This is a genomic window from Lutibacter oceani (genome assembly GCF_003384935.1).
Lineage (GTDB): Bacteria > Bacteroidota > Bacteroidia > Flavobacteriales > Flavobacteriaceae > Lutibacter > Lutibacter oceani.
Map to the genome: position 1 here is coordinate 798,531 of NZ_QTTQ01000009.1, position 22,036 is coordinate 820,566.

The 22,036-nt window shown below is 30.0% G+C and carries 16 protein-coding genes; 10 read left to right on the top strand and 6 right to left on the bottom strand.

Annotated elements, in window-relative coordinates; translation table 11 throughout:
• Window positions 1-6: 6 nt before the first annotated feature.
• The gene (locus BX611_RS03605) at window positions 7-1,659 is read right to left on the bottom strand and encodes a flotillin family protein (protein ID WP_115878149.1); all 1,653 of its coding nucleotides are present in this window, start codon (window positions 1,657-1,659) and stop codon (window positions 7-9) included.
• A gap of 8 nt (window positions 1,660-1,667) precedes the next feature.
• Complete coding sequence (locus BX611_RS03610; protein WP_115878151.1) at window positions 1,668-2,246, bottom strand: hypothetical protein; 579 nt, start codon at window positions 2,244-2,246, stop codon at window positions 1,668-1,670.
• Window positions 2,247-2,402: 156 nt separating this feature from the next.
• Here BX611_RS03610 and BX611_RS03615 point away from each other — a divergent pair, with 156 nt between their 5' ends.
• Together BX611_RS03615 and recJ are read left to right on the top strand one after the other, a co-directional pair.
• Window positions 2,403-2,822 (top strand): OsmC family protein, encoded by a 420-nt coding sequence (locus BX611_RS03615; RefSeq protein WP_115878153.1) that lies wholly within the window; start codon window positions 2,403-2,405, stop codon window positions 2,820-2,822.
• A 35-nt stretch (window positions 2,823-2,857) separates the two neighbouring features.
• Entirely contained in the window at window positions 2,858-4,555 is a 1,698-nt protein-coding gene (gene recJ, locus BX611_RS03620) for a single-stranded-DNA-specific exonuclease RecJ (RefSeq protein WP_115878155.1), read from the top strand.
• 30 nt (window positions 4,556-4,585) lie between these two features.
• On the opposite strand, the gene BX611_RS03625 is transcribed toward recJ, so the two are convergent.
• Together BX611_RS03625 and BX611_RS03630 are read right to left on the bottom strand one after the other, a co-directional pair.
• Entirely contained in the window at window positions 4,586-5,080 is a 495-nt protein-coding gene (locus BX611_RS03625) for a hypothetical protein (RefSeq protein ID WP_115878157.1), read from the bottom strand.
• Between the two features lie 167 nt (window positions 5,081-5,247).
• On the bottom strand, window positions 5,248-6,294 hold the full coding sequence (locus BX611_RS03630; RefSeq protein ID WP_115878159.1) for an endonuclease/exonuclease/phosphatase family protein: 1,047 nt from the start codon (window positions 6,292-6,294) through the stop codon (window positions 5,248-5,250).
• Between the two features lie 154 nt (window positions 6,295-6,448).
• Here BX611_RS03630 and BX611_RS03635 point away from each other — a divergent pair, with 154 nt between their 5' ends.
• From BX611_RS03635 to BX611_RS03665, 7 genes are all read left to right on the top strand, one after another.
• Window positions 6,449-11,155 carry a beta strand repeat-containing protein gene (locus BX611_RS03635; RefSeq protein ID WP_115878161.1) on the top strand — a complete coding sequence of 1,569 codons (4,707 nt, stop codon included), beginning with the start codon at window positions 6,449-6,451 and terminating at the stop codon, window positions 11,153-11,155.
• Between the two features lie 114 nt (window positions 11,156-11,269).
• Window positions 11,270-14,023, top strand: a complete 2,754-nt coding sequence (locus tag BX611_RS03640) for a TonB-dependent receptor domain-containing protein (RefSeq protein ID WP_115878960.1) — start codon at window positions 11,270-11,272, stop codon at window positions 14,021-14,023.
• Between the two features lie 10 nt (window positions 14,024-14,033).
• Complete coding sequence (locus BX611_RS03645; protein WP_115878163.1) at window positions 14,034-16,100, top strand: DUF5689 domain-containing protein; 2,067 nt, start codon at window positions 14,034-14,036, stop codon at window positions 16,098-16,100.
• Window positions 16,101-16,290: 190 nt separating this feature from the next.
• On the top strand, window positions 16,291-16,617 hold the full coding sequence (locus tag BX611_RS03650) for a hypothetical protein (RefSeq protein ID WP_115878165.1): 327 nt from the start codon (window positions 16,291-16,293) through the stop codon (window positions 16,615-16,617).
• Between the two features lie 301 nt (window positions 16,618-16,918).
• Entirely contained in the window at window positions 16,919-17,251 is a 333-nt protein-coding gene (locus tag BX611_RS03655) for a hypothetical protein (RefSeq protein ID WP_115878167.1), read from the top strand.
• Window positions 17,252-17,552: 301 nt separating this feature from the next.
• Complete coding sequence (locus BX611_RS03660) at window positions 17,553-17,885, top strand: hypothetical protein (protein ID WP_115878169.1); 333 nt, start codon at window positions 17,553-17,555, stop codon at window positions 17,883-17,885.
• Window positions 17,886-18,215: 330 nt separating this feature from the next.
• A complete protein-coding gene (locus BX611_RS03665; protein ID WP_115878171.1) occupies window positions 18,216-18,548 on the top strand; it encodes a hypothetical protein in 333 nt (110 codons plus the stop codon).
• Between the two features lie 42 nt (window positions 18,549-18,590).
• On the opposite strand, the gene BX611_RS03670 is transcribed toward BX611_RS03665, so the two are convergent.
• Complete coding sequence (locus BX611_RS03670) at window positions 18,591-19,562, bottom strand: endonuclease/exonuclease/phosphatase family protein (RefSeq protein ID WP_115878173.1); 972 nt, start codon at window positions 19,560-19,562, stop codon at window positions 18,591-18,593.
• Window positions 19,563-19,679: 117 nt separating this feature from the next.
• On the opposite strand from BX611_RS03670, the gene hflX reads away from it, so the two are divergent.
• Window positions 19,680-20,894 carry a GTPase HflX gene (hflX, locus tag BX611_RS03675; RefSeq protein WP_115878175.1) on the top strand — a complete coding sequence of 405 codons (1,215 nt, stop codon included), beginning with the start codon at window positions 19,680-19,682 and terminating at the stop codon, window positions 20,892-20,894.
• Here the strand turns inward: hflX and BX611_RS03680 are convergent.
• Window positions 20,891-21,991 (bottom strand): CNNM domain-containing protein, encoded by a 1,101-nt coding sequence (locus BX611_RS03680; protein WP_115878177.1) that lies wholly within the window; start codon window positions 21,989-21,991, stop codon window positions 20,891-20,893. The two genes, hflX and BX611_RS03680, sit on opposite strands and share 4 nt — an antisense overlap.
• Between the last annotated feature and the right edge of the window lie 45 nt (window positions 21,992-22,036).

Below are 22,036 nucleotides of genomic sequence, written 5' to 3' on the forward strand. Positions count from 1 at the left end.
TTTTTTTTAGGATTCTTTTGTGTTAGAATCTTTTGTGTTTTTTACAGGTTTTTCAGGTGTATCGTCTTTTGAAGCAACATCCTCAACTTCTTCACCTTTTAAATAATTTGGTAACTGCATACCGGCCATATTAAACATTTCCTGAAGTGGCGGAACAGCTTTATACATTCCAGAAATAAAGTTTGAAGTAGAAGTTTTACCATCTTTACCTCCACCGTTTTCCCACACAGTAACTTTATCAATTTTAATATTTTTAATTGCCTCAGCTTGTGTTTTAACTAATTCAGGAAGTTTGTCCGCAACTAATAAAAGTACTGCATCTTTAGAATTATTTCCAGCTGCCTTTACAATTTGTTCTAAACCAAGAGCTTGTTTAGTTAAAATCTCATACATACCTTTTGCTTCAGCTTCTTTTTTCATAAAAATAGCATCTGCTTCACCTTTTGCAATACGTCTTATTTGTTCTGCTTCAGCTTCGGCATCAATTTCAATTTTTCGTTTATCAATTTGTGCAGGCACAATAATATCTGCACCTTGTTCTGCTTCTTTTCGTTTTGCTCTTGCATCTTCGGCCAATTTTTCAGCAGCATATGCTTCTTCCAACGCTTTTGCAGCTTGTACTTTTTCAGCAGCAATTGCTCTTTTTGCTGCTTCAGCTTCTCGTTCTCTTCTTAAAGCATCTGATTCTGCAATTTCAATTTTTGAAAGGTTTTCACCTTCAATTGCCTTTGCATTGGCACCGGCGGTTTTAATTCGTTCAATTTGTAATGCTTCAGCTTCCCCAATTTTTGCTTTTGCTCTTGCGTCAGCGGTTAACACTCTTTCTTTTTGGTTTGCATTTGCTTCCCCAATCATAGCTGTAGCAATTTTATCGGCCACTTGTACACGTTCTGTTTGGTTTGCTTCAGCTTCACCAATTTTTGCTTTTGCCAATGCATCGGCAACTCGTACACGTTGGTCTTGGTGTGCCTCTGCTTCTCCAATAGATCCATCTCTAACTTTTTGAGCTACAGAAATTTTAGCATCATTAATAGCTTTTGCAGCAGCTTCTTTACCTAAAGCTTCAATATATCCAGATTCATCATGAATATCAGTAATATTTACGTTGATAAGTTTTAAACCAACTTTTTTTAATTCGGCTTCAACACTATGTGTAATATGTGATAAAAATTTATCACGGTCAGAGTTAATTTCTTCAATATCCATTGAAGCAACTACTAAACGCAATTGACCAAAAATAATTTCCTGTGCTAAATCTTTTACCGCTTCTAAAGTTAAACCCAATAAACGTTCAGCTGCATTTTGCATAACACTTGGCTCGGTTGAAATACCAATTGTAAAACGTGAAGGTACATTTACCCGAATATTTTGCTTACTTAAAGCATTGGTTAAATTTACTTCAATTGACATTGGAGTTAAGTCTAAAAACTCATAATCTTGTATAATTGGCCAAATAAAGGCCGCTCCACCGTGAACACATTTTGCTGATTGACCTCCACCGGTTTTTCCATAAACAACTAAAATTCTGTCAGACGGACAACGTTTGTATCTTCTTATCATTGAAAAGAAGAATACTACAATAATAAAAATGGCAGCACCTATTAAGTAAACACCAGTTAACCCTGATTGTAATGGCAATAAAAAAGATAATAAATTCATAGTTATTTTTATTTAGATATTTTTTCAACAAGTAATATTTCAGCACTCACAATTTCAGTGACTTTTACCATAGTGCCCGTTTTTAAATCCTCTTCTTCATCAGTTATTGCTTCTAATTCACGCAAACTACCTTGTACTTTTATTTGAACTTTTCCCATTTTAGAACGTTTAGCCCCAATAGGTAAATAAACTTCACAAATTACTCCAACTGCATTTTTCATTTTTAAAGTACCTGATTCAGACAGCTTGTGCATCCAATAAAATAATAATGAAGTTAAAACCATCATTATTAAACCAGCAATGGTTGAAATAATTAATGTTGCTGTTGTAGATAAACCGTTATCAATACAAGTAACACCTGACCAACCAAAAATGGTAAAAAAAGCAACAATTCCTTTAAAAGTAAAAAATTGAAACCCTACTCCCCCATCATCTGCTTCAAAATCGGAAGCGTCTGCCTCCATATCAGCATCTCCTCCACCTATAAAAGTTAGTATAAATATTATTAAAAAAACTATTGAGCCTACTAAGGCAATAATCCAATAAGTTTGTTCAAGAGCAGACATTTCTTCAAAAAATTCTTTCATAAAGCACATTTTTAAATAAGTATCCGAATATACTAAATATTGATTGAATACTAAATTATTTATCATTCATATTTATAAGTAGTTATTTTGTATATTATGTTACGCATAAGGTGAAAAATTAATTTAAATTTGTCTTTTAAAAAATTAGAAATAATTATGACAAATAAAATTGAAGTTAGTTGGAAAGGGCAAATGCTTTTTGAATCTGTGGCACCTGAAGGTTCGGTAATGATTGATGCTGCTGAAGAAGTTGGCGGACAGGGAAAAGGATTGCGTCCAAAAGCTATGATGTTAACATCACTGGCGGGTTGTACAGCAATGGATGTTGCTTCATTATTAAAAAAAATGCGTGCAGAGGTTGATGATTTTAAAATTGAAGTTCAAGCGAATTTAACTGATGAACATCCAAAATTTTATGATAAAGTACATGTAATTTATAAATTTTACGGAAGCGATTTTAAAAAAGATAAAATTGAAAAATCCGTAAATCTTTCTGTTGAACGTTATTGTGGTGTTTTTGAAATGTTCCGTCAATTTTCTGATATTTCTCACGAAATAGTTTACATAGAGCAATAAAATAATTTGATTACTTTTGGGGAAAATGCAATGCTATGCGCTGGAAAGTAAAACCTGAAACAGATCCTCAAATTACATCAAAATTAGCTCAAGAATTAAATATTGATTTCACGCTGGCTAAATTATTAGTACAGCGTGGAATTGAAACTTTTGAACAAGCCAAAGCATTTTTTCGTCCCAGTTTAGAAGATTTGCACAATCCATTTTTAATGAAAGATATGGAAAAGGCTGTGGAGCGCATTGAACTGGCAATTGCAACTAATGAAAATATCTTGGTTTATGGAGATTATGATGTTGACGGAACTACATCTGTATCACTTCTTTCTTCCTATTTAAAAACTATTTACCCAAATATTGCAACCTATATTCCTGATAGATATGAGGAAGGTTATGGTGTTTCTTATCAAGGTATTGATTTTGCAGAAGACAACAATTTCTCATTAATTATTGCTTTAGATTGTGGAATAAAAGCCATTGATAAAGTTGCTTATGCCAAAGAAAAAGGCATCGATTTTATTATTTGTGACCATCACCGCCCTGGAAATGAAATTCCGGCAGCTGTTGCTGTTTTAGATCCTAAACGGGCAGATTGTGATTATCCATATAAAGAATTATGTGGTTGTGGCGTTGGATTTAAATTAATTCAAGCTTTAGCAAGTAAAAAGGGAGAAACTATTAATGATTTAGTTGAATATTTAGATTTAGTTGCTACAGCAATTGCCGCAGATATTGTTCCGATAACTGGTGAAAACCGAATTTTAGCTTATTTTGGATTGCAAGTGATAAATACAAATCCAAGAACCGGTATTAAGGCAATAATTCATCAAATTGATAAAAAAGAACTCACAATTACCGATGTTGTTTTTATAATTGCACCTAGAATTAATGCTGCCGGAAGAATAAAACACGGGAATTATGCTGTTGAATTATTAACTGAAATTGATTTTGATACTGCCGTTAACTTTGCTTCAGAAATTGAAAAAAATAATAACGAACGAAAAGATTTAGATAAAACCATAACAAATGAAGCTTTACAACAAATTGAACAAAATACTGAACAACAGAACTTTTCAACTGTTGTTTATAGTGAAAATTGGCATAAAGGTGTTATTGGTATTGTGGCTTCTAGATTAATAGAAACCTATTACAAACCAACTTTAGTATTTACAAAAAGTGGCGATAAATTAGCTGCATCAGCACGCTCTGTTAAAGGTTTTGATGTATATGAAGCCTTAGAACATTGTTCCGAATTTATTGAACAATTTGGTGGGCATAAATATGCTGCAGGATTAACGCTAAAAGAAGAAAATTATCAAAACTTCAAAAATAAATTTGAAGAGGTTGTTAAAAACAACTTACCTGAAGAATTAAGAACTCCTGAAATTTTAATTGATACGGAAATAAATTTATCTGAAATTACCCCAAAATTTTACAGAATCCTAAATCAATTAGCTCCTTTTGGTCCTCAAAATTTAAAACCTGTTTTTATGACTGATGGATTACGAGATAATGGTTATGGGAAAAAAGTAGGAGCTGATGAATCGCATTTAAAATTAAGTATTATTGATGGAGTAAACCAAAACACGTACAATGCAATTGGCTTTGGTTTAGGTAGTAAATATCCACTAATTAAAAATGGAAATTCATTTAGAGCAGCTTTTAGTATTGATGAAAACCATTGGAATGGTAATATTTCACTTCAATTATTGATAAAAGATTTACAAGATGAATAGCTTTAAATAAGGAACTAAATCTATAGTTTTTTATAAATATACTTTTAAACCTAATATTACGTAATTATTAGCTGCCACACTTTTAAAATTAGTTGTTGCATTATTTAATGTTAGAATTGCTTTTCTTTTGTTAGTTCCTGAAGAAACAAAAAATGGAATACTCGCTATGGACGTTACTCCTCCTGTTAAAAATAGTATTGCTTGGGTATCAAAGTTATCTGAAAAACCAAATGAATCTTTGTCATCACTAGAACCCCAAACAATTGCTGCAGTCATTAAAGCTGCTCCTGAACCAAGTAAAATCCAGCCTGTTTTTTGTTTATTATTTTTTTGAATTGTGTAAAAATTATACATTTCAACACCATCTAAATCTATCCTATTTTTATCAGTTTTTGCTTGTTGCACAAATACCTGAAAATTAGAAAATTCTTGTTCTGGATTATTAACTGCAAGATTAACGGATTGAGAATGTACTACTTCTACACAAAATAGTAACATTAAAAATGACGATAATAAGCGTTTCATAATCGTGAATTTTAAATATTCAAGGAAAGTTCAATAATTAATTTTCAATTACTGATGATTGTAATCATCAGTAATTATGATTTTAATCATTGTGCAGTTAATTATTTAAAAAACCTCTTGTTTAAGAAATATAAAACAGCTACTAAATTCATTTATTTAAAGAAAAACTAAAACTCCTTAATCAAATACATATACACAGGATAATGGTCGCTATAGCCACCAATAAAACCGCTGTAACCCCAGCTTCTGTATGGATATCCTTTATATTTCCCCGTTTGCGTTGTTAAATATTGCGGGTTAAAAACCCCAACTTTATACATTTTATATGTTGAATAATCTTTTTTTGTAGTTAAAAGTGGAGATGTAAACATAATTTGATCAAACAAGTTTATATTATCTCTATATACCAATGTATTTTCACCACGTCTAAACATATCTTCCATTGGGTTGTATATATCACCTTCTTTTACATCTTTCTTTTTAGCTTTTGTTTTTAAAACCGTTTTTAAACTTGAATTGGTGGGGTCATCATTTAAATCGCCCATAATTATAATTTTAGGATTGGGATCCGTTAGTTTTATTTTTTCTATAATTTGAGTATTTAAATACGCAGCCTTTTCTCTTTTAAAACGGCTTTTTTCTTCACCTCCACGCCTTGAAGGCCAATGATTTACAATAACATGAATAAGTTCATCATCTAAATATCCAGACACCAATAATTGATCTCTGGTATAAATTCGCATACCATTTTCATCCCATAATTTCAATTCAAAAGTTTCATGCTGTGTTGGTCTAAAATGGTTTTCCTGATACAATAAAGCAACATCAATTCCTCTTAAATCGGGTGAATTATAATGAACAATACCATATTGTTTGTTTTTTAAAGCATCTGTGTTAATTAAATCTTCTAACACTTTTCTGTTTTCAATTTCAACAACACCTATAATTACTGGGCTATTCTTAGTATCTTTAAAACCAATTTCAGAGAGTACTTTTGCCATATTATCCAATTTCTTTTGATAAATTACTTCTCTATTTTCTTTAATTTCCATAATTGGACTGGCTTCATCATTTTTTAGCGTGTCATTTTCCGTGTCAAATAAATTTTCTAAATTATAAAAAGCAACTGTTTTAATTTGATAATTCTTTTGGCTAAATACTGTTGTAGAAAAAGTTAAAAAAAGAAGTAAAAAAACTGCATAAGTAAGTCTCATATATGAATTTATTTAAGTGCTGCTAAGTTAATAACAAATTTTAAGCCTCAGTAAACTATTATTAACTTTAAACTAAACTTATGTAAAATATTTATTTATAGTGATTTAATTTTTTTTGTTATTTTTGTTCGGTTTAAAAAATCACACCCCCATTATGTTTAAAAATCTTCTTCTTGGAATAGTACTAATATGTTCTTTTTTTACTGGGTATGGGCAGACTTTAAGTGCTGGTGATATTGCTTTTGTTCAATATAATGCCGATAATACTGATGATTTTTCATTTTTAACTTTAAAAGATATTCCAGCAGGTGAGATAATTTATTTTACAGATGATGAGGAAAATCTAGATGGAAATGAAGGTACAATTGCTTGGACATCTCCAGCTGGAGGTGTTTCATGCGGTACAGTAGTGACAATCACAACTTCACCTAGTACAACTTTAGGTTCTGTTTCAGAAACAAATGATTTAAATTTTGGAGGAAGTGGAGATTCTATTTTAGCTTATCAAGGTTCAACTGGTTCTCCAACATTTATTGCAGCACTTCATAACGATGGGAGTGCAGATACATGGGGAGGAACATTAGGTGGTAATTTACCAACTGGCTTAACTGATGGTGCTACGGCTGTAGCTATAGCAGAAATAGACAATGCCGCATATAATGGAACATTAACTGGAACTAAATCAACAATATTAGCTGCAATTAATAATTCTGGTAATTGGTCAGGAAGCAATACTGTTAATCAAACATTTTCAGGAACTTTTGTAATCTCAGATTGCGCAGCAGCATCTCCAACAATAACAGTATCTCCAACCTCATTAACAGGTTTAGATTATGTTTTTGGTTCAGGCCCTTCTGCCGAGCAAACTTTTACAGCTTCTGGAACTGATTTAGTAAATAATGTAACAGGAAATATTACACTTACAGCACCTAGTAATTTTGAAATATCTACCACTTCTGGGAGTGGTTTTAGCGGTTCAATAACATTAACGCAATCGGGAGGCGTTGTAGCATCAACTACAATATACGTTAGGTTAGCTTCAGGATTAGCAATTAGCACTTATGGTCCAAGTAATATTACAGCTGATAGTTCTGGAGCAACGACACAAAATGTTTCAGTAAGTGGAGAAGTAACTGCACCTACAGCAACTTGTGATGAGTTATTTATTTCAGAATATATTGAAGGGTCTTCAAATAATAAATTTATAGAAATTTACAATCCTACGGGGTCTTCAATCAATCTTACAGGTTATAGTATTGTTTTATACACCAATGGAAGCAGTTCTGCAAGCACTTCTATAAATCTTTCCGGTTCAATCGCAGCAAATGATGTATTTGTATTAGAAAACTCTAGTGAAACATTGGGTGTAGCGGCCGACCAAAGCTCAGGTTCATTAACTTTTAATGGTGATGATGCTGTATCATTGGAAAAATCTGGGAGTATAATTGATGTGATAGGGCAAATAGGAACAGATCCAGGGTCCGAATGGGTTGGAACAACTTGCACACAAGGTACAGCAGATGGAACTTTAGTTAGAAATGCTTCAGTACAAAGTGGAGATTCTGACGGAAGTAACAGTTTTAATCCAGATACAGAATGGACTTGTTATAATCAAGATAATGTTTCAAACTTAGGAAGCCATACAAGTAATTGCGCATCAACAACACCAACAATAAATGTTAGCGCAGATGCCGTTTCTTTATTAAATTACACGTTTGGTTCCGGACCATCTGCAGCACAATCTTTTAGTGTTGAAGGATTGGATTTAACTACTGATATAACTATAACGGCACCAACAAATTTTGAAATATCTACAAGTTCAGGTAGTGGTTTTGGAAGTTCTCTTACCTTAACACAAACTGGAGGAACTGTTGCATCAACTACAATTTATGTGCGTTTAGCAGCTGGTTTGGCAATTAATTCATATACTGGAGATTTAGATGCAACCAGTACAGGTGCAACTACTAAAAATGTTACTTTTAATGGTGATGTTTTATGTATAGCAGCGCATACTATCACAAGTTTTACACCAGCATCTGGACCTATTGGAACAGAGGTTACAATAACTGGTACAGGTTTTACAGCGAGTTCAACTGTAGAATTTGACGGAAATGCTGCAACAGTAACTTATGTAAATGCAACTACATTAATTGCAGAAGTACCTGCAGGTACCGTTTCAAATTATATAAAAGTAACAGAATCTGGTTGCGATTTAAATTCAACTTCAAATTTTACTATTATTTCAGATAATGGTTGTGTTGGAGGTAGTATACCAGCTGGATGGACAGATTTAATGTTTACTGGTGTTTATGATGATGAAATATTAAGTTGTCATTATATCGAACTATTTAATCCAACATCTTCAGATATAGATTTGTCTAATTATACTTTTGGATTTGATAATAACTTCACTTTTCCATCTGTAGTACCAGTTACAGGTTTTACAGGTTTAGTAACATTAACTGGAACAATTCCAGCAGAAAGTACATTTATGGTTCAGGTAACAACTATTTCCGGAGGATGTACGTCTTGCCCTACGATAACGCCTGATTATACTGTTGTGGGAAGTATTGGTTTAAACGTAGATGATAGATTAGTTTTAGTTGAAAGTTATGGCACTGGTTCTGCTACAGCTATTGATGTTTGGCAAAACCATTCATCAGAATTAGCCGATCCTCTTTTTGATAAAGGTTACGTATTTGCCAGAGATATTAGTGCAACGGCACCTTCAACAGCATTTAACTTATCTGATTGGACTTATGATGGAACTGAGGATTGTTTTGGTTTTGCTATTTCTTCAGCAGTATTACCAACAATAAATACACAACCAACAGATGTAACAACTTGCAATGCTGCTTCCTTTACAGTTGGTGCAACAGCAGGAAACGGGGGCACCTTAAGCTATCAATGGAAATATAATGATGGCTCATCAACTGGTTGGACAAATGTTACAAGTGCTACTTTTTCTCCTGGAACAGTAACAGGTGAAATGGATACTAATTTAGTTATTTCAGGATATGACGCAAATGGTTACCAATTTTATTGTGAAGTAACCGAAGATTTGTCTTGTTCAGTTGCAAGTAATGCAGCGCAAGTTAAAACGGATTCTAAAACTTGGAATGGAAGCACATGGAGTCCTTCTGGAGCACCGGGTTTAGGAACTGCGGTTATTATTAACGGAAATTATAGCACAGCTGCTAATGGAAGTTTTAGCGCTTGTAGTTTGGTAGTAAATTCAACATTTACATTAACCGTTGATGATAATACTTATGTTGAAGTTGAAAATAATACAAATGTTTATGGAACAATTTTAGTACAAACTAAAGGAGCATTTGTACAAAATAATGATAATGGAACCTTTACATTAAATGGAGGAACAGCATCTGTTAATAAAGAAACTGCACCTATAAACGCTTGGTACGAATATACGTATTGGAGTAGCCCTGTTGAAAATGAAACCATTGGAGGTGCATTGGTAGATTCTCCGTCAAGCAGACGTTTTTGGTTTAATGCTAATAACTGGGAAGATGCCACATACGAAACAAATAATGATAATACTGCTATTTCAGGAGCAGGAATAGATAATGTTGATGATAATGGAGACGATTGGCAAATTGCAAACGCCGGGGATACAATGATTCCCGGGGTAGGTTATGCAGCTACCTATTCATCAAGTTTATTTACATCTAATGGACAACAATATAATTATACTTTTGAAGGTGCGTTTAATACAGGTACAATAACTGTTCCTGTGGTTATAAACACTGAGCCAGGTGATGTAGACTGGAATTTTATTGGAAATCCATACCCATCTGCAATTAATTCAGATTTATTTATAGCTGCAAATACGGGGGTTATGCAAGGAGCTCTTTACTTTTGGTCACATAATACACCTCCTTCAAAAACAGCAAATGGAAACCAGGTTTTAAATTTTTCTGAAGATGATTATGGAATTTATAATGGAGCTGGAAGTATTGTAGCTGGTGACGGTATAGTTCCAGATGGATTTATACCTTCTGGACAGGGATTTTTTGTTGCTGCCAGTGCGTCTGGAAATGTAGTGTTTAACAATGCTATGAGAATAGCTGATACATCAAGCAATAATCAATTTTTTAAAGGTTCAAAGGCAAAAAAAGCTTCAAAAAGCGATTCTGAAACTAATAAAATATGGTTGAATTTAACTTCTGATAATGGCGTATTTAGCCAATTACTTGTTGGTTATTTGGATGGTGCTACTAATGCTAACGACGGCATGTTTTATGATGTTCCAAGATTTTTAACAAAAACAGGATCTTCAGCTATTTTATATTCTAATATTGAAGAAGAAGCTACTAAATATTATGCAATTCAAGGTAAAAACAGCAATAGTTTAGATAGAAATGAAAGCATATCCTTAGGTTTTACAAGTACTATTAAAACCGAGTCTGAATATAAAATTGAAATTGACCGATTTGAAGGAGAATTCTTTGCAAATAATACTATTTATTTAAAGGATAATGCTCTTGAAATTTATCATGAATTATCAGCCTCAGATTACGTATTTACTTCAGGTGCAATTGAATATAAAAATCGATTTGAAATTGTATTTAAGGATAGTAGATTACCCATAAATAATTTAAATTCAGATGAATTAGTTATTTATGAACTGGAAGATGGCACTGTTCAATTTACTGTTAATGATACCATTACCATTAAAAATATTACCATTATAGATCTTTTAGGACGAACACTATATAAATTAAAGGGAAATAGTTATACAGAAATATTTAATCTTTCTGGATTAAGTAATGCAATGTATATTGCCAAAGTGGAGCTTTCAAACGGTAATTTTATAACAAAAAAAGCGCTCAAAAGAAAATAAACTACATTTTAAATACCTCTTAATATTTTAAGAAAGAGTTGTTTACTTAATCATTTTCAACAGTTCCCATTTTTCATTTACAATAATTTTTTGTTAATTGTAAAAAAATTGCAAATGAAAAAACTAATATTCTTAGGTTTTTTGTGTTTCTTGTATGGATATAATTTAAATTCACAAACCACCTCATCTATTAGAGGCAAAATTATTGAAAGTACTTCAAAAAACCCATTAAAAAATGTTTCTGTAGCTTTAGAAGGCAATTTACTATTTACTAAAACAGCTTTAAATGGTGATTTTCACTTTAAAAAAATTAATAAAGGAAATTATTATATTCTTATAAATTTTGATGGTTATTTTTCACAAAAAATTCCTATAAATATTTTAGATAATACTCCTATAGATTTAGGTATAATTTACCTACAACCAATTTTTATTGAAAATGAAGACAGCAATCTAATTTCCTTAACTGATGATGATTTATTAGATGATAGTGAGCGAAGTTCAGATTATACATCTGGTTTGTTTCAATCTTCCAAAGATGCATATTTAAAGGCTGCTGCTTTTAATTTTAGTCAGGCTTGGTTTAAAGTTAGAGGTTATGATTCTAGATATGGTACTATTTCAATAAATGGTATTGAAATGAATAAATTGTATGATGGAAGACCTCAATGGAGTAATTGGGGAGGACTAAATGACGCACTAAGAAATCAAGAATTTTCAAATGGAATAAGCCCATCTGAAAATACTTTTGGAGGAATTTTAGGCACTACAAATTTTATAACACGCGCTTCAGAATATCAGGCAGTTTCAAAAGTGTCTTTATCCTCAACAAATAGAAGTTATACTGGGCGCATTATGGCAACATACGCTTCTGGTTTATTAAAAAACAATTGGGCATTTGTTGTTTCAGGCTCTAGAAGAACTGCGCAAAATGGCTATTTTGAAGGAACTACATATAATTCTTGGGCGGGTTTTATAGCTACTGAAAAGATATTTAACGAACATCATAGTTTAAATTTTACTGCTTTTACATCTTCAAACAGAAGGGGAAAATCTTCACCAAACACACAAGAAGTTTATGATTTAAGAGGTTATAAGTACAATTCTTATTGGGGAAATCAAGAAGGAGATAAACGAAATTCAAGAATTAAAGAAATTTTTGAGCCAGTAGTAATGTTAACCCATTTTTATGATAATGAAAATTTTTTTTTGGAAACCACAATGGCTTATCAATTTGGGCATATAGGAAATAGCAGATTGGGTTATTTTAATGCTCCAAATCCTGATCCAACTTATTGGAAATATTTACCTAGTAGTTTTTTACGATTTGAAGATAATTTAGATTATGCAAATGCTTATTTAACAGAACAGGAATTTTTAAACAATGGTCAAATAAACTGGAGTAATTTATACCAAATTAATGCTGACAATGGAAATTCCTTATATTATTTATATGAAGACCGGGTTGATGATACTCAACTATCATTTAATTCAAAATTAAATGCAAATTTAAAGGATAATATAAATTTAAATGCAGGATTTTCTTATAAGAATTTAACTTCTGAAAATTATGGAAATATGTTGGATTTACTAGGTGGAAACGGCTTTGTAGATTTAGACCAATATGCTATAGGAGATGCTCAACAAAACGACTTAAACAATCCGAATAAATTAATTTTAGAAAACGATAAGTTTCAATATAATTATACCATAAATGCAGCTATTACTAGTGCTTTTGCTCAAATACAATCATCGCAAAAAAAGATAGATTATTTTATTGGGTTAAACTTTATGAATACCTATTACCAACGCAATGGCTTATTTAAAAATGGAACATATGCAACTAATTCTTTTGGAAAAGGTAAAAAACAATCTTTTTCCAATTTTAGTACTAAAATTGGATTAACTTATAAATATACAGGTCGCCATTTGGTAAATATTAACGGTGCGTATGTCTCAAATGCACCAACCATTAAAACCTCGTTTTCAAATGCAAGAGTAAATAACTCCATTACTCCAAATTTAACCAGTGAGAAAATAGTTACGGGAGATATAAATTATATTTTTAGATCTCCAAAAATACTATCCAGATTAACAGCATATTACACCAAATTTAGTGATGGTATTGAAACATCTTTCTTTTTTGCAGAAGGTTTATTAGGAGATCAGGCAGATTTTGTAAATGAAATTATTACAGGAGTTAACAAAAAACATATTGGTGTTGAATTAAGTGCAGAATACCAAGCCACATCTACAATTAAATTAATTATTGCAGGTTCTTTTGGACAATTTACGTATGATAATAATCCGCAGCTATACCTTCAATCTGAAAGTTTTATCGATGAAAATAGTGACTTTGGAATTTCATATCTAAAAAATTATCGTATTTCAGGAACACCACAAAGTGCTTATTCATTAGGTTTTGAATATAGAGATCCAAATTATTGGTGGTTTCAAACAAATGCAAACTTATTATCAAATAACTACTTAGATATTTCACCATTATTAAGAACCGATAATTTTTATATTGATGCTGATGGAGTTCCTTTTGTTGATGATAAAACCGGTGTTGAAGTTACGCAAAATCAAGTTGATGCTTTATTGAAACAAGAGAAATTTGAAGCTGCTTTTTTAGTAAATATTGTTGGAGGAAAATCCTGGAGAATTAAAGGATCCTATTTAGGCTTTTTTGCAGGAATAAACAATGTGTTAGGCGAAGTTTTTAAAACTGGTGGTTTTGAGCAATCGAGAAATGCAAATTACCCGGAATTAAAACAAGACAACTTATTAAAAAAACCCATTTTTGGGCCAAAATATTGGTATGGAAATGATACTTCCTACTATTTAAATTTATATATAAGATTTTAAAAAATAAGCTATGAAATTATATAAAAAATTAAAATTAACTCTGCAAATATTAGCTGTTTTTAGTATTTTTTTGAGTTGTGTAAAAGACAATGGTTTTTCTACACCAACTGTTGATTGTAATGAGCCTTCAATTTCAGTAACAAACACCATCGCACAAGTGAAGGACATGTATACCTTTGGAGGAGCAACAATAATTGAAACAGACGTTGTAATTGAGGGCTACGTTGTTTCGAGCGATAAATCTGGCAATATTTACAAAACAATTTCAATACAAGATAAACCTGAAAATCCAACTTCAGCAATTAAAATATCTATTGATGAAACTGATATATATACCAAATATAATGTTGGAAGAAAAATATACATTAAATTAAAAGGATTAGCTGTTGGCTATAGCTTTGGAAGTATTCAAATAGGTAAAGCTGTTGGTACGGAATTGGCAAGAATTCCTTCTTTAGAACTTAATAATTATATTGTTCGTTCATGTGAAGTTGCTGAAATTACACCTAAACTTGTCACTATTAATGAATTAAACGAAGATATGCTGGAAATGCTTATTGAAATTGAAAATGTTCAATTTAAAGAAAGTGAATTAGGAAGTTCTTATGCAAATATTGATAATACTTCAACAGTAAACAGAGTGCTGGAGAATTTCAATTCAAATTGCAATCTACTGGATGAAGTAATTGTAAGAAACAGTGGTTTTGCAGATTTTAAAAGTCAATTATTACCTGAAGGAAAAGGAAATATAGTTGCCATTTTTAGCAATTATTATGAAGATTATCAATTGTATATTCGTGAAACAGAAGATGTAAAATTTACTGAAGAACGTTGTAATTATACAAATGCTTTTACACCTACCCTTTCAATTGCCGAAGTTAAAGAAATGTATAATGAGGATATGGTAGAATTTGGAGTGAACAATAATTACATAATTGAAGGTTACATAATTTCTAGTGATAAAGATGGGAATTTTAAAGAACGATTAATTATTCAAGATACTAGCGAAAACCCAACAGCTGGAATTCAATTGTTAATTGAACAAGAAAATATTTTTGAAAACTTTAAAATTGGAGATAAAGTATTTGTAAAATTAAATAAGTTGTACATGGCAGAAGTTAATAATGTATTAACTATAGGATTTCCAAAAGGAAATACTATTACTGAAATTGAGGAAGAACAAGTTGGCAGTTTTATTTTTAATAGCGGAGAAACTTTTAATATCATTCCAAAGGATATTTTAATTAGTGATATTCAAAATCCAACTTATAAAAATACACTTGTTAATGTGTTAAATGTTCAATTGGTTGAAAATGAAATAGGATCTGCCTTTGCCTTTTTTAGCGGAACTAATAATGGCACGCGTACCTTAGAAACATGTAATGAATCAACAAAATTAACGGTCTTTACTAGCGGAGAAGCAAATTTTGCCAATGAATTATTTCCAGAAGGTCACGGAAATATTGTTGGAGTTTTATCAACTTCATTAGAAGTTAGAAGTATTGATGATGTACAGTTTAATGAAGCTCATGAAATTTGCCCAGTAATTATTCCTAAAATTATGATTACTGAAGTTGCAGACCCAAAAAATAGTGTCGCTTCAAGGTTTATAGAATTATTTAATGCAGGCGAAACCACCATTGATTTAGCTGGCTGGAAATTAAATAAGTATGTAAATGGCGCAACAACAGTATCTGGTTCACCAATAGAACTAAATGGAATCACCATCTCGGCTGGTGACTATATTATTATTGCAAATACAGGATTTTCTGAAATGTTTTCAATAATTCCAACTATAGCATCTTCATATATTTCTGGAAATGGAGATGATGTATATGAATTAGTAGATAACACAGGTACTACTATGGATATTTTTGGTGTTATTGGTGAAGATGGTAACGGAACAAATTGGGAATATTTAGATGGACAAGCAATTAGAAATTTAGATGTTAGCCAACCAAATTCTGTATTTACAATTAGTGAATGGACGGTATTTTCAGATGCGACAAATAATTTAATAAATTATCAAAATACGCCAAAAAATGCCCCAAATGATTACTCTCCAAATTATAGATAGTGTAATTTTTTAATCTTTTTTGTTTATTTTTTTAGTTTATTCATATTTTTTATTCTTTTTATTTAAATATTATTCAATATTAAAAAATTACTTTATACATGTGCTAAAAATTTCAATAATTGAAATTCAAGGTGAATTAGACGTAAATTTGAATAGTGAAATCAAATAAAAATAAATAAAAATTAATATTATGAACAAGTTTAAATTATTAGTAGTTGCATTATTATTAGGAACAACAAGTTTATTTGCTAATACAATTATTAACCCTGAAATTTCAAAAGACGAAATTAGAAAACAAATTGTAGAATTGGTTCAAAATTCGGAAAATACATTTGAGAATCAAATTACTGTACATGTTACTTTTACATTTAGTTCTGAAGGTGAAATAGTAGTTTTAAAAGTAAATTCAACCGACAAAAAAGTTTTAAGTTTTATTCGTGAAACTTTAAACAGTAAAAAATTAGAAAATCCTGGAAAAACACATAAACATTATACAATGGCAATTAATATAAAATAATTTATATTTCCCCCTTCATAAAAAAGCCCAAATTAAAAAATTTGGGCTTTTTTATATTCAAAAATTAAAGAGTTAACTTAAATTATGTTAATTTTTTAAGATTATAATCAGCCGTTTTATATATTTATTCATTTTCAACCTATTGTATAACAGATAATTATAATCATAAAAAATATTATCCTTTATATTTTCCTGTTATTTATCGGTTAAACATTTGTTAATCCTATTTTTCAAGATTATTAAAATCTCTTTTCATAATACATTTGAAATAACAATAATGTTGAACTAAAATCTAACTATTATGAAAAAATTAAAATTATTTACTTTAGCCTTAGTCATTGGCACATCCAGTTTATTTGCAATGAATAAAACTAATCTTGAAAAGCCAAAAAGTGAAATTAGAACTCAAATTGTAAAACTATTAAAATCTCCTGAATTTAAAATTGAACAAGACATAAATGTAACTTTAACTTTTACCTTTAGTTCTGAAGGTGAAATAGTAATTTTAAATGTTGACTCTAAAAATTCTCAAGTATTAAATTTTATTAGACAAAATTTAAATTATCACAAGATTGAAAATCCAGGAGAAAGAGATAAAATTTATACAATGCCTTTAAAAATGAAAGTAGCATGATTGTAAACCTAAAAATTTAAAAAGCTCAAACAAATTTGTTTGAGCTTTTTTGTTATCAAAAGTATTAAAACACTTTAAATTATTTTTTTAACATAATTTAAGTTAAAATCCATAAAATAACTTTTTTCAAAAGAATACGCTTTTAATTTTAAACATCAAGAAAACAACAATTTCATGTGGGTTCAATTAAAAATTGATTAATATTTTACAGGTTAAATTTTTGTTAATAGCATATCATAAGAGTCACAGACCCTCTTTCCAAACGTCTTTTACATATAACAATCTAAAACATTTATATATTATGAAAAAATTTAAATTATTGGCTTTAGCCTTAGTTATTGGCACATCCAGTTTATTTGCAATGAATAAAACTAATCTTGAAAAGCCAAAAAGTGAAATTAGAACTCAAATTGTAAAACTATTAAAATCTCCTGAATTTAAAATTGAACAAGAGATAAATGTAACTTTAACTTTTACCTTCAGTTCAAAAGGTGAAATAGTAATCTTAAATGTTGATTCCAATAATTCAGAAGTATTAAATTTTATTAGACAAAATTTAAATTATCACAAAATTGAAAATCCAGGAGAAAGAGATAAAATTTATACAATGCCTTTAAAAATGAAAGTAGCATGATTGTAAACCTAAAAATTTAAAAAGCTCAAACAAATTTGTTTGAGCTTTTTTATTGTCAAAAGTATTAGAAATACTATAAATTAATTTTTTAACATAATTTAAGTTAATAGTTAATTTAACCTATTTTTTAAATTTTTAAACAACTATACTTAACACTATAAATATCAACAACATAGAGCTAATAATCTAAAATCACAAACACAAATTACAATCTAAATAACACGGTTCTGGTTAAACAATTGTTAATCGGTTTTAAAAACAAGCTTTCAACTACTTTAAATACTAAATTTAATATGAAATAAAATAGATGTTTAACTAAAATTTACCAAAATGAAAAAATATAAATTACTGGCATTAGCCTTGTTAATTGGTACATTTGGATTGTTTGCATCAAATTTTGAAAATCCAGATGTAACAAAAAAAGAACTTAGGAACCAAATTGTAGAATTACTACAAAATCCAAACTTTTCAATAGAAAAAGAAATTACAGTAACCTTGAAATTCACTTTTAATAGTGAAGGTGAAATTGTTATTTTATGTCCTGGATGTGAAAATAAAGATATTGTAAAATATGTTCGTGAAAATTTAAATTATAAAAAATTTAAAACACCTGGAATAAAAGATAAAATTTACACAATACCTTTAACTATTGAAGCTTCCTAAAAAAAGAAAAAAACTCAAACTAAAAAGTTTGAGTTTTTTTCTTTAATTCTTTTTTAAATATACATATACAGGAAAATGATCGCTAAAACCACCTAAGTACCACTTACCAACATAAGTTCTAAATGGGTTCCCTTTATATTTACCTTTCCACTCTTTTAAAAAGTGTTTATCAAAAACCTCTGCATATTTAAAAGAATGTTTATTTTCTTCAATACCAATAAAGTTTTTAGAAAAAATAATTTGATCGAATAAATGCCAAGTACTTTTATGGTTTAAAGTACCATTTCCAGTATTTATTAAACGCTCCATCGGATTGTAAAAAGTATCGTTTACTAAATAATTTTTAACACTTTTACTGGTTGGGTCATCATTAAAATCGCCCATAATAATAATTTTAGCATCAGCTGTTTCATTATTAATTTTATAAGTAATACTTGAAACTAATTCCGCTGCTTTTATTCTTTTTATTTCGGTAAAATCTTCACCACTTCTTCGGGAAGGCCAGTGATTAACAAGTATATGAACCAATTCTCCGTTTAAATTTCCCTTAACCAATAATACATCACGAGTATAATCTCTTTCACCATTTTCTGCATCTAAATAAAGGGGGTATGTTTCTGAATGTAACAATTCAAATAGCTCTTTTTTATACAGTAATGCAACATCAATTCCACGTTCATCAGGAGAATCGTAATGTACAATTCCATAATTCTCATTTTTTAAATTATTTGTGTTTACCAAATCAACCAAAACATTTTTATTTTCAACCTCTACAACACCAATAATTGCCGGTGAATGGTAAGACCTTTCATTTCCCAATTGAACCATTACACTTCCCAACTTTTTAAGTTTTCTTTTATACCTTTTATAATGCCAATTTTTTCTTCCCTTTGGAGTAAAATCATCATCTAAAGTATTAGGATCATCTTTAGTATCAAATAAATTTTCAAGATTATAAAAAGCAATTGTATAAGCCTGTTCAATTTTACCAGACGATTTAAAGTATGAAAACATAAACTATTTTTAAAAAGCACAAAATACAAAATTACAATTAAACATTGTATTGTATCTTTGCCTTTGAATTATAGAAGTTACAAATTAACTTTTATAGTGTTTTTAGCTATTTAAAATATGATTGAAGAAAAAAAAGTTACCACAGAAGAGGCTGTTTTAATTGGAGTTGTAACACAACATCAAGACGAAGAACAATCTAACGAATATTTAGATGAATTAGAGTTCTTAACACTAACAGCAGGAGGTAAAGCTGTAAAACGTTTTACTCAAAAATTAGACACACCAAATCCAAAAACTTTTATAGGAGCAGGAAAATTAGAAGAAGTAAAACAATATATGATTGCGAATAAAGTTGAAACAGCCATTTTTGATGATGAACTTTCTTCCGCACAATTACGAAATATTGAAAAAGTATTAGACTGTAAAGTACTTGACAGAACTAATTTAATCCTTGATATTTTTGCAAGCAGAGCACAAACAAGTTATGCACGCACACAAGTAGAGTTAGCACAATGCCAATACTTATTACCTCGTTTAACACGCCTTTGGACGCACTTAGAACGTCAAAAAGGGGGAATTGGAATGCGCGGTCCTGGTGAAACAGAAATTGAAACTGACAGACGTATAATTAGAGATAAAATAACTTTGCTTAAAAAGAAGCTTAAAGTTATTGATAAACAAATGGCTGTGCAACGTAAAAACCGAGGTAAAATGGTACGGGTAGCACTAGTTGGCTATACAAACGTTGGGAAATCTACTTTAATGAATGTAGTTAGCAAAAGTGATGTTTTTGCCGAAAATAAATTATTTGCAACTTTAGATACAACTGTTAGAAAAGTAGTGATTAAAAACATTCCTTTTTTATTAACTGATACTGTTGGATTTATTAGAAAATTACCAACACAATTGGTTGAATCTTTTAAATCTACTTTAGATGAAGTTCGTGAAGCTGACTTATTATTACATGTAGTTGATATTTCTCATCCTAATTTTGAAGATCATATAGCTTCAGTAAATAAAATTTTAGATGAAATTAATAGTATTGATAAACCAACCATTATGGTGTTTAATAAAATTGATGCTTACCAACACGAAACAATTGATGATGATGATTTAGTTACTGAAAAAACCAAAGTACATTATACGTTAGAGGATTGGAAAAAAACTTGGATGAATAGATTAGACGAAAATAATTGTCTTTTTATCTCAGCATTAAATAAAGAAAATTTAGAAGAATTTAGAGCAAAGATTTTTGAAGAAGTAAAAAAAATACATATTACGCGTTTTCCGTATAACGACTTTTTATATGAAGAATACGAAGAAGAAAACTAACCATTCTCTTCTTCTTCATTTTTCTTCTCGTAAATAAGACCAATTTTTTTAGCGCGGGTTTCCCAGTTTTTACGTGCCAAATATTGCAAATCTGCAATAGTATCACTTTCATCCATTATTTCCATCCCTAATAAGGTTTCAATAACATCTTCCATAGTTACTAAACCGCTTGTTGATCCATACTCATCAACTACCAAAGCAATATGCTCTCTTTCTGCAATAAACCGTTCAAACAAATCAGGTATTGGTAAATTTCTATTGGTAACTAAAATTTCTCTTTTTAGATTTACCAATTTTTCATTGCCATTGCCATTAATAATTTCTTCTAAAACTTCACCTTTTAAAACAAAACCAGTAATATTATCGGCATTTTTGCTATAAATTGGAATTCGTGAAAAACGAAGTTTTGGGTATTTTTCAAAAAAAGATTTTATGGTATCATTTTCTGAGGCAGTAATCATAACGGTTCTGGGTGTCATAATATCTTTTGCTAAAACCTCTTTAAAAGTTAAAAGGTTCTTGATAATGGCACTTTCATTTTTTTCAAAAACACCTTCTTTATGTGCAATATCTGTCATTGCATGAAAATCTTCTCTACTTAAAATAGAACCATGAGCTCCTTTCCCTCCAATTAATTTTGTAGTAAGTTGTAATAACCACAAAACACCAGTCCATTTTAACGGGAATATTAATAGAATTAATGATCTTGAGGTAAAACTTGCTAGTTGTTTCCAATAAGTTGCACCTATAGTTTTTGGAATTATTTCTGAAACTACTAAAATTAAAAGAGTCATAATAGCAGAAATAACACCTACAAAATTTATCCCTAAAAAATTAATTTCATAAGGTAGTTTATCTGCTTCAATACCAACTAAAATTGCTCCAACAGTATGTGCAATAGTGTTTAGAGTTAAAATTGCAATTAAAGGTTTGTCAACATCTTCCTTTAATTTTTCAAGAACAAGTGCAAATTTTCTACCTTCTTGTTTTTTTATGTTAATAAATGTTGGGGTTATACTTAAAAGTACTGCCTCTAAAACAGAACATAAAAAAGAAAAAAAGATAGATAAAGATGCGTAAAGTAATAATAATGACATTTTATTTATGTTTAACTGCTAAAATAAGTATTTAAATTTAGTTAT

What these genes read in the sequence shown, in the direction of transcription:
- BX611_RS03605 (WP_115878149.1), bottom strand. Translation starts at nt 1,659, where the DNA reads ATGAATTTATTATCTTTTTTATTGCCATTACAATCAGGGTTAACTGGT.
- BX611_RS03610 (WP_115878151.1), bottom strand. Translation starts at nt 2,246, where the DNA reads ATGAAAGAATTTTTTGAAGAAATGTCTGCTCTTGAACAAACTTATTGG.
- BX611_RS03615 (WP_115878153.1), top strand. Translation starts at nt 2,403, where the DNA reads ATGACAAATAAAATTGAAGTTAGTTGGAAAGGGCAAATGCTTTTTGAA.
- recJ (WP_115878155.1), top strand. Translation starts at nt 2,858, where the DNA reads ATGCGCTGGAAAGTAAAACCTGAAACAGATCCTCAAATTACATCAAAA.
- BX611_RS03625 (WP_115878157.1), bottom strand. Translation starts at nt 5,080, where the DNA reads ATGAAACGCTTATTATCGTCATTTTTAATGTTACTATTTTGTGTAGAA.
- BX611_RS03630 (WP_115878159.1), bottom strand. Translation starts at nt 6,294, where the DNA reads ATGAGACTTACTTATGCAGTTTTTTTACTTCTTTTTTTAACTTTTTCT.
- BX611_RS03635 (WP_115878161.1), top strand. Translation starts at nt 6,449, where the DNA reads ATGTTTAAAAATCTTCTTCTTGGAATAGTACTAATATGTTCTTTTTTT.
- BX611_RS03640 (WP_115878960.1), top strand. Translation starts at nt 11,270, where the DNA reads ATGAAAAAACTAATATTCTTAGGTTTTTTGTGTTTCTTGTATGGATAT.
- BX611_RS03645 (WP_115878163.1), top strand. Translation starts at nt 14,034, where the DNA reads ATGAAATTATATAAAAAATTAAAATTAACTCTGCAAATATTAGCTGTT.
- BX611_RS03650 (WP_115878165.1), top strand. Translation starts at nt 16,291, where the DNA reads ATGAACAAGTTTAAATTATTAGTAGTTGCATTATTATTAGGAACAACA.
- BX611_RS03655 (WP_115878167.1), top strand. Translation starts at nt 16,919, where the DNA reads ATGAAAAAATTAAAATTATTTACTTTAGCCTTAGTCATTGGCACATCC.
- BX611_RS03660 (WP_115878169.1), top strand. Translation starts at nt 17,553, where the DNA reads ATGAAAAAATTTAAATTATTGGCTTTAGCCTTAGTTATTGGCACATCC.
- BX611_RS03665 (WP_115878171.1), top strand. Translation starts at nt 18,216, where the DNA reads ATGAAAAAATATAAATTACTGGCATTAGCCTTGTTAATTGGTACATTT.
- BX611_RS03670 (WP_115878173.1), bottom strand. Translation starts at nt 19,562, where the DNA reads ATGTTTTCATACTTTAAATCGTCTGGTAAAATTGAACAGGCTTATACA.
- hflX (WP_115878175.1), top strand. Translation starts at nt 19,680, where the DNA reads ATGATTGAAGAAAAAAAAGTTACCACAGAAGAGGCTGTTTTAATTGGA.
- BX611_RS03680 (WP_115878177.1), bottom strand. Translation starts at nt 21,991, where the DNA reads ATGTCATTATTATTACTTTACGCATCTTTATCTATCTTTTTTTCTTTT.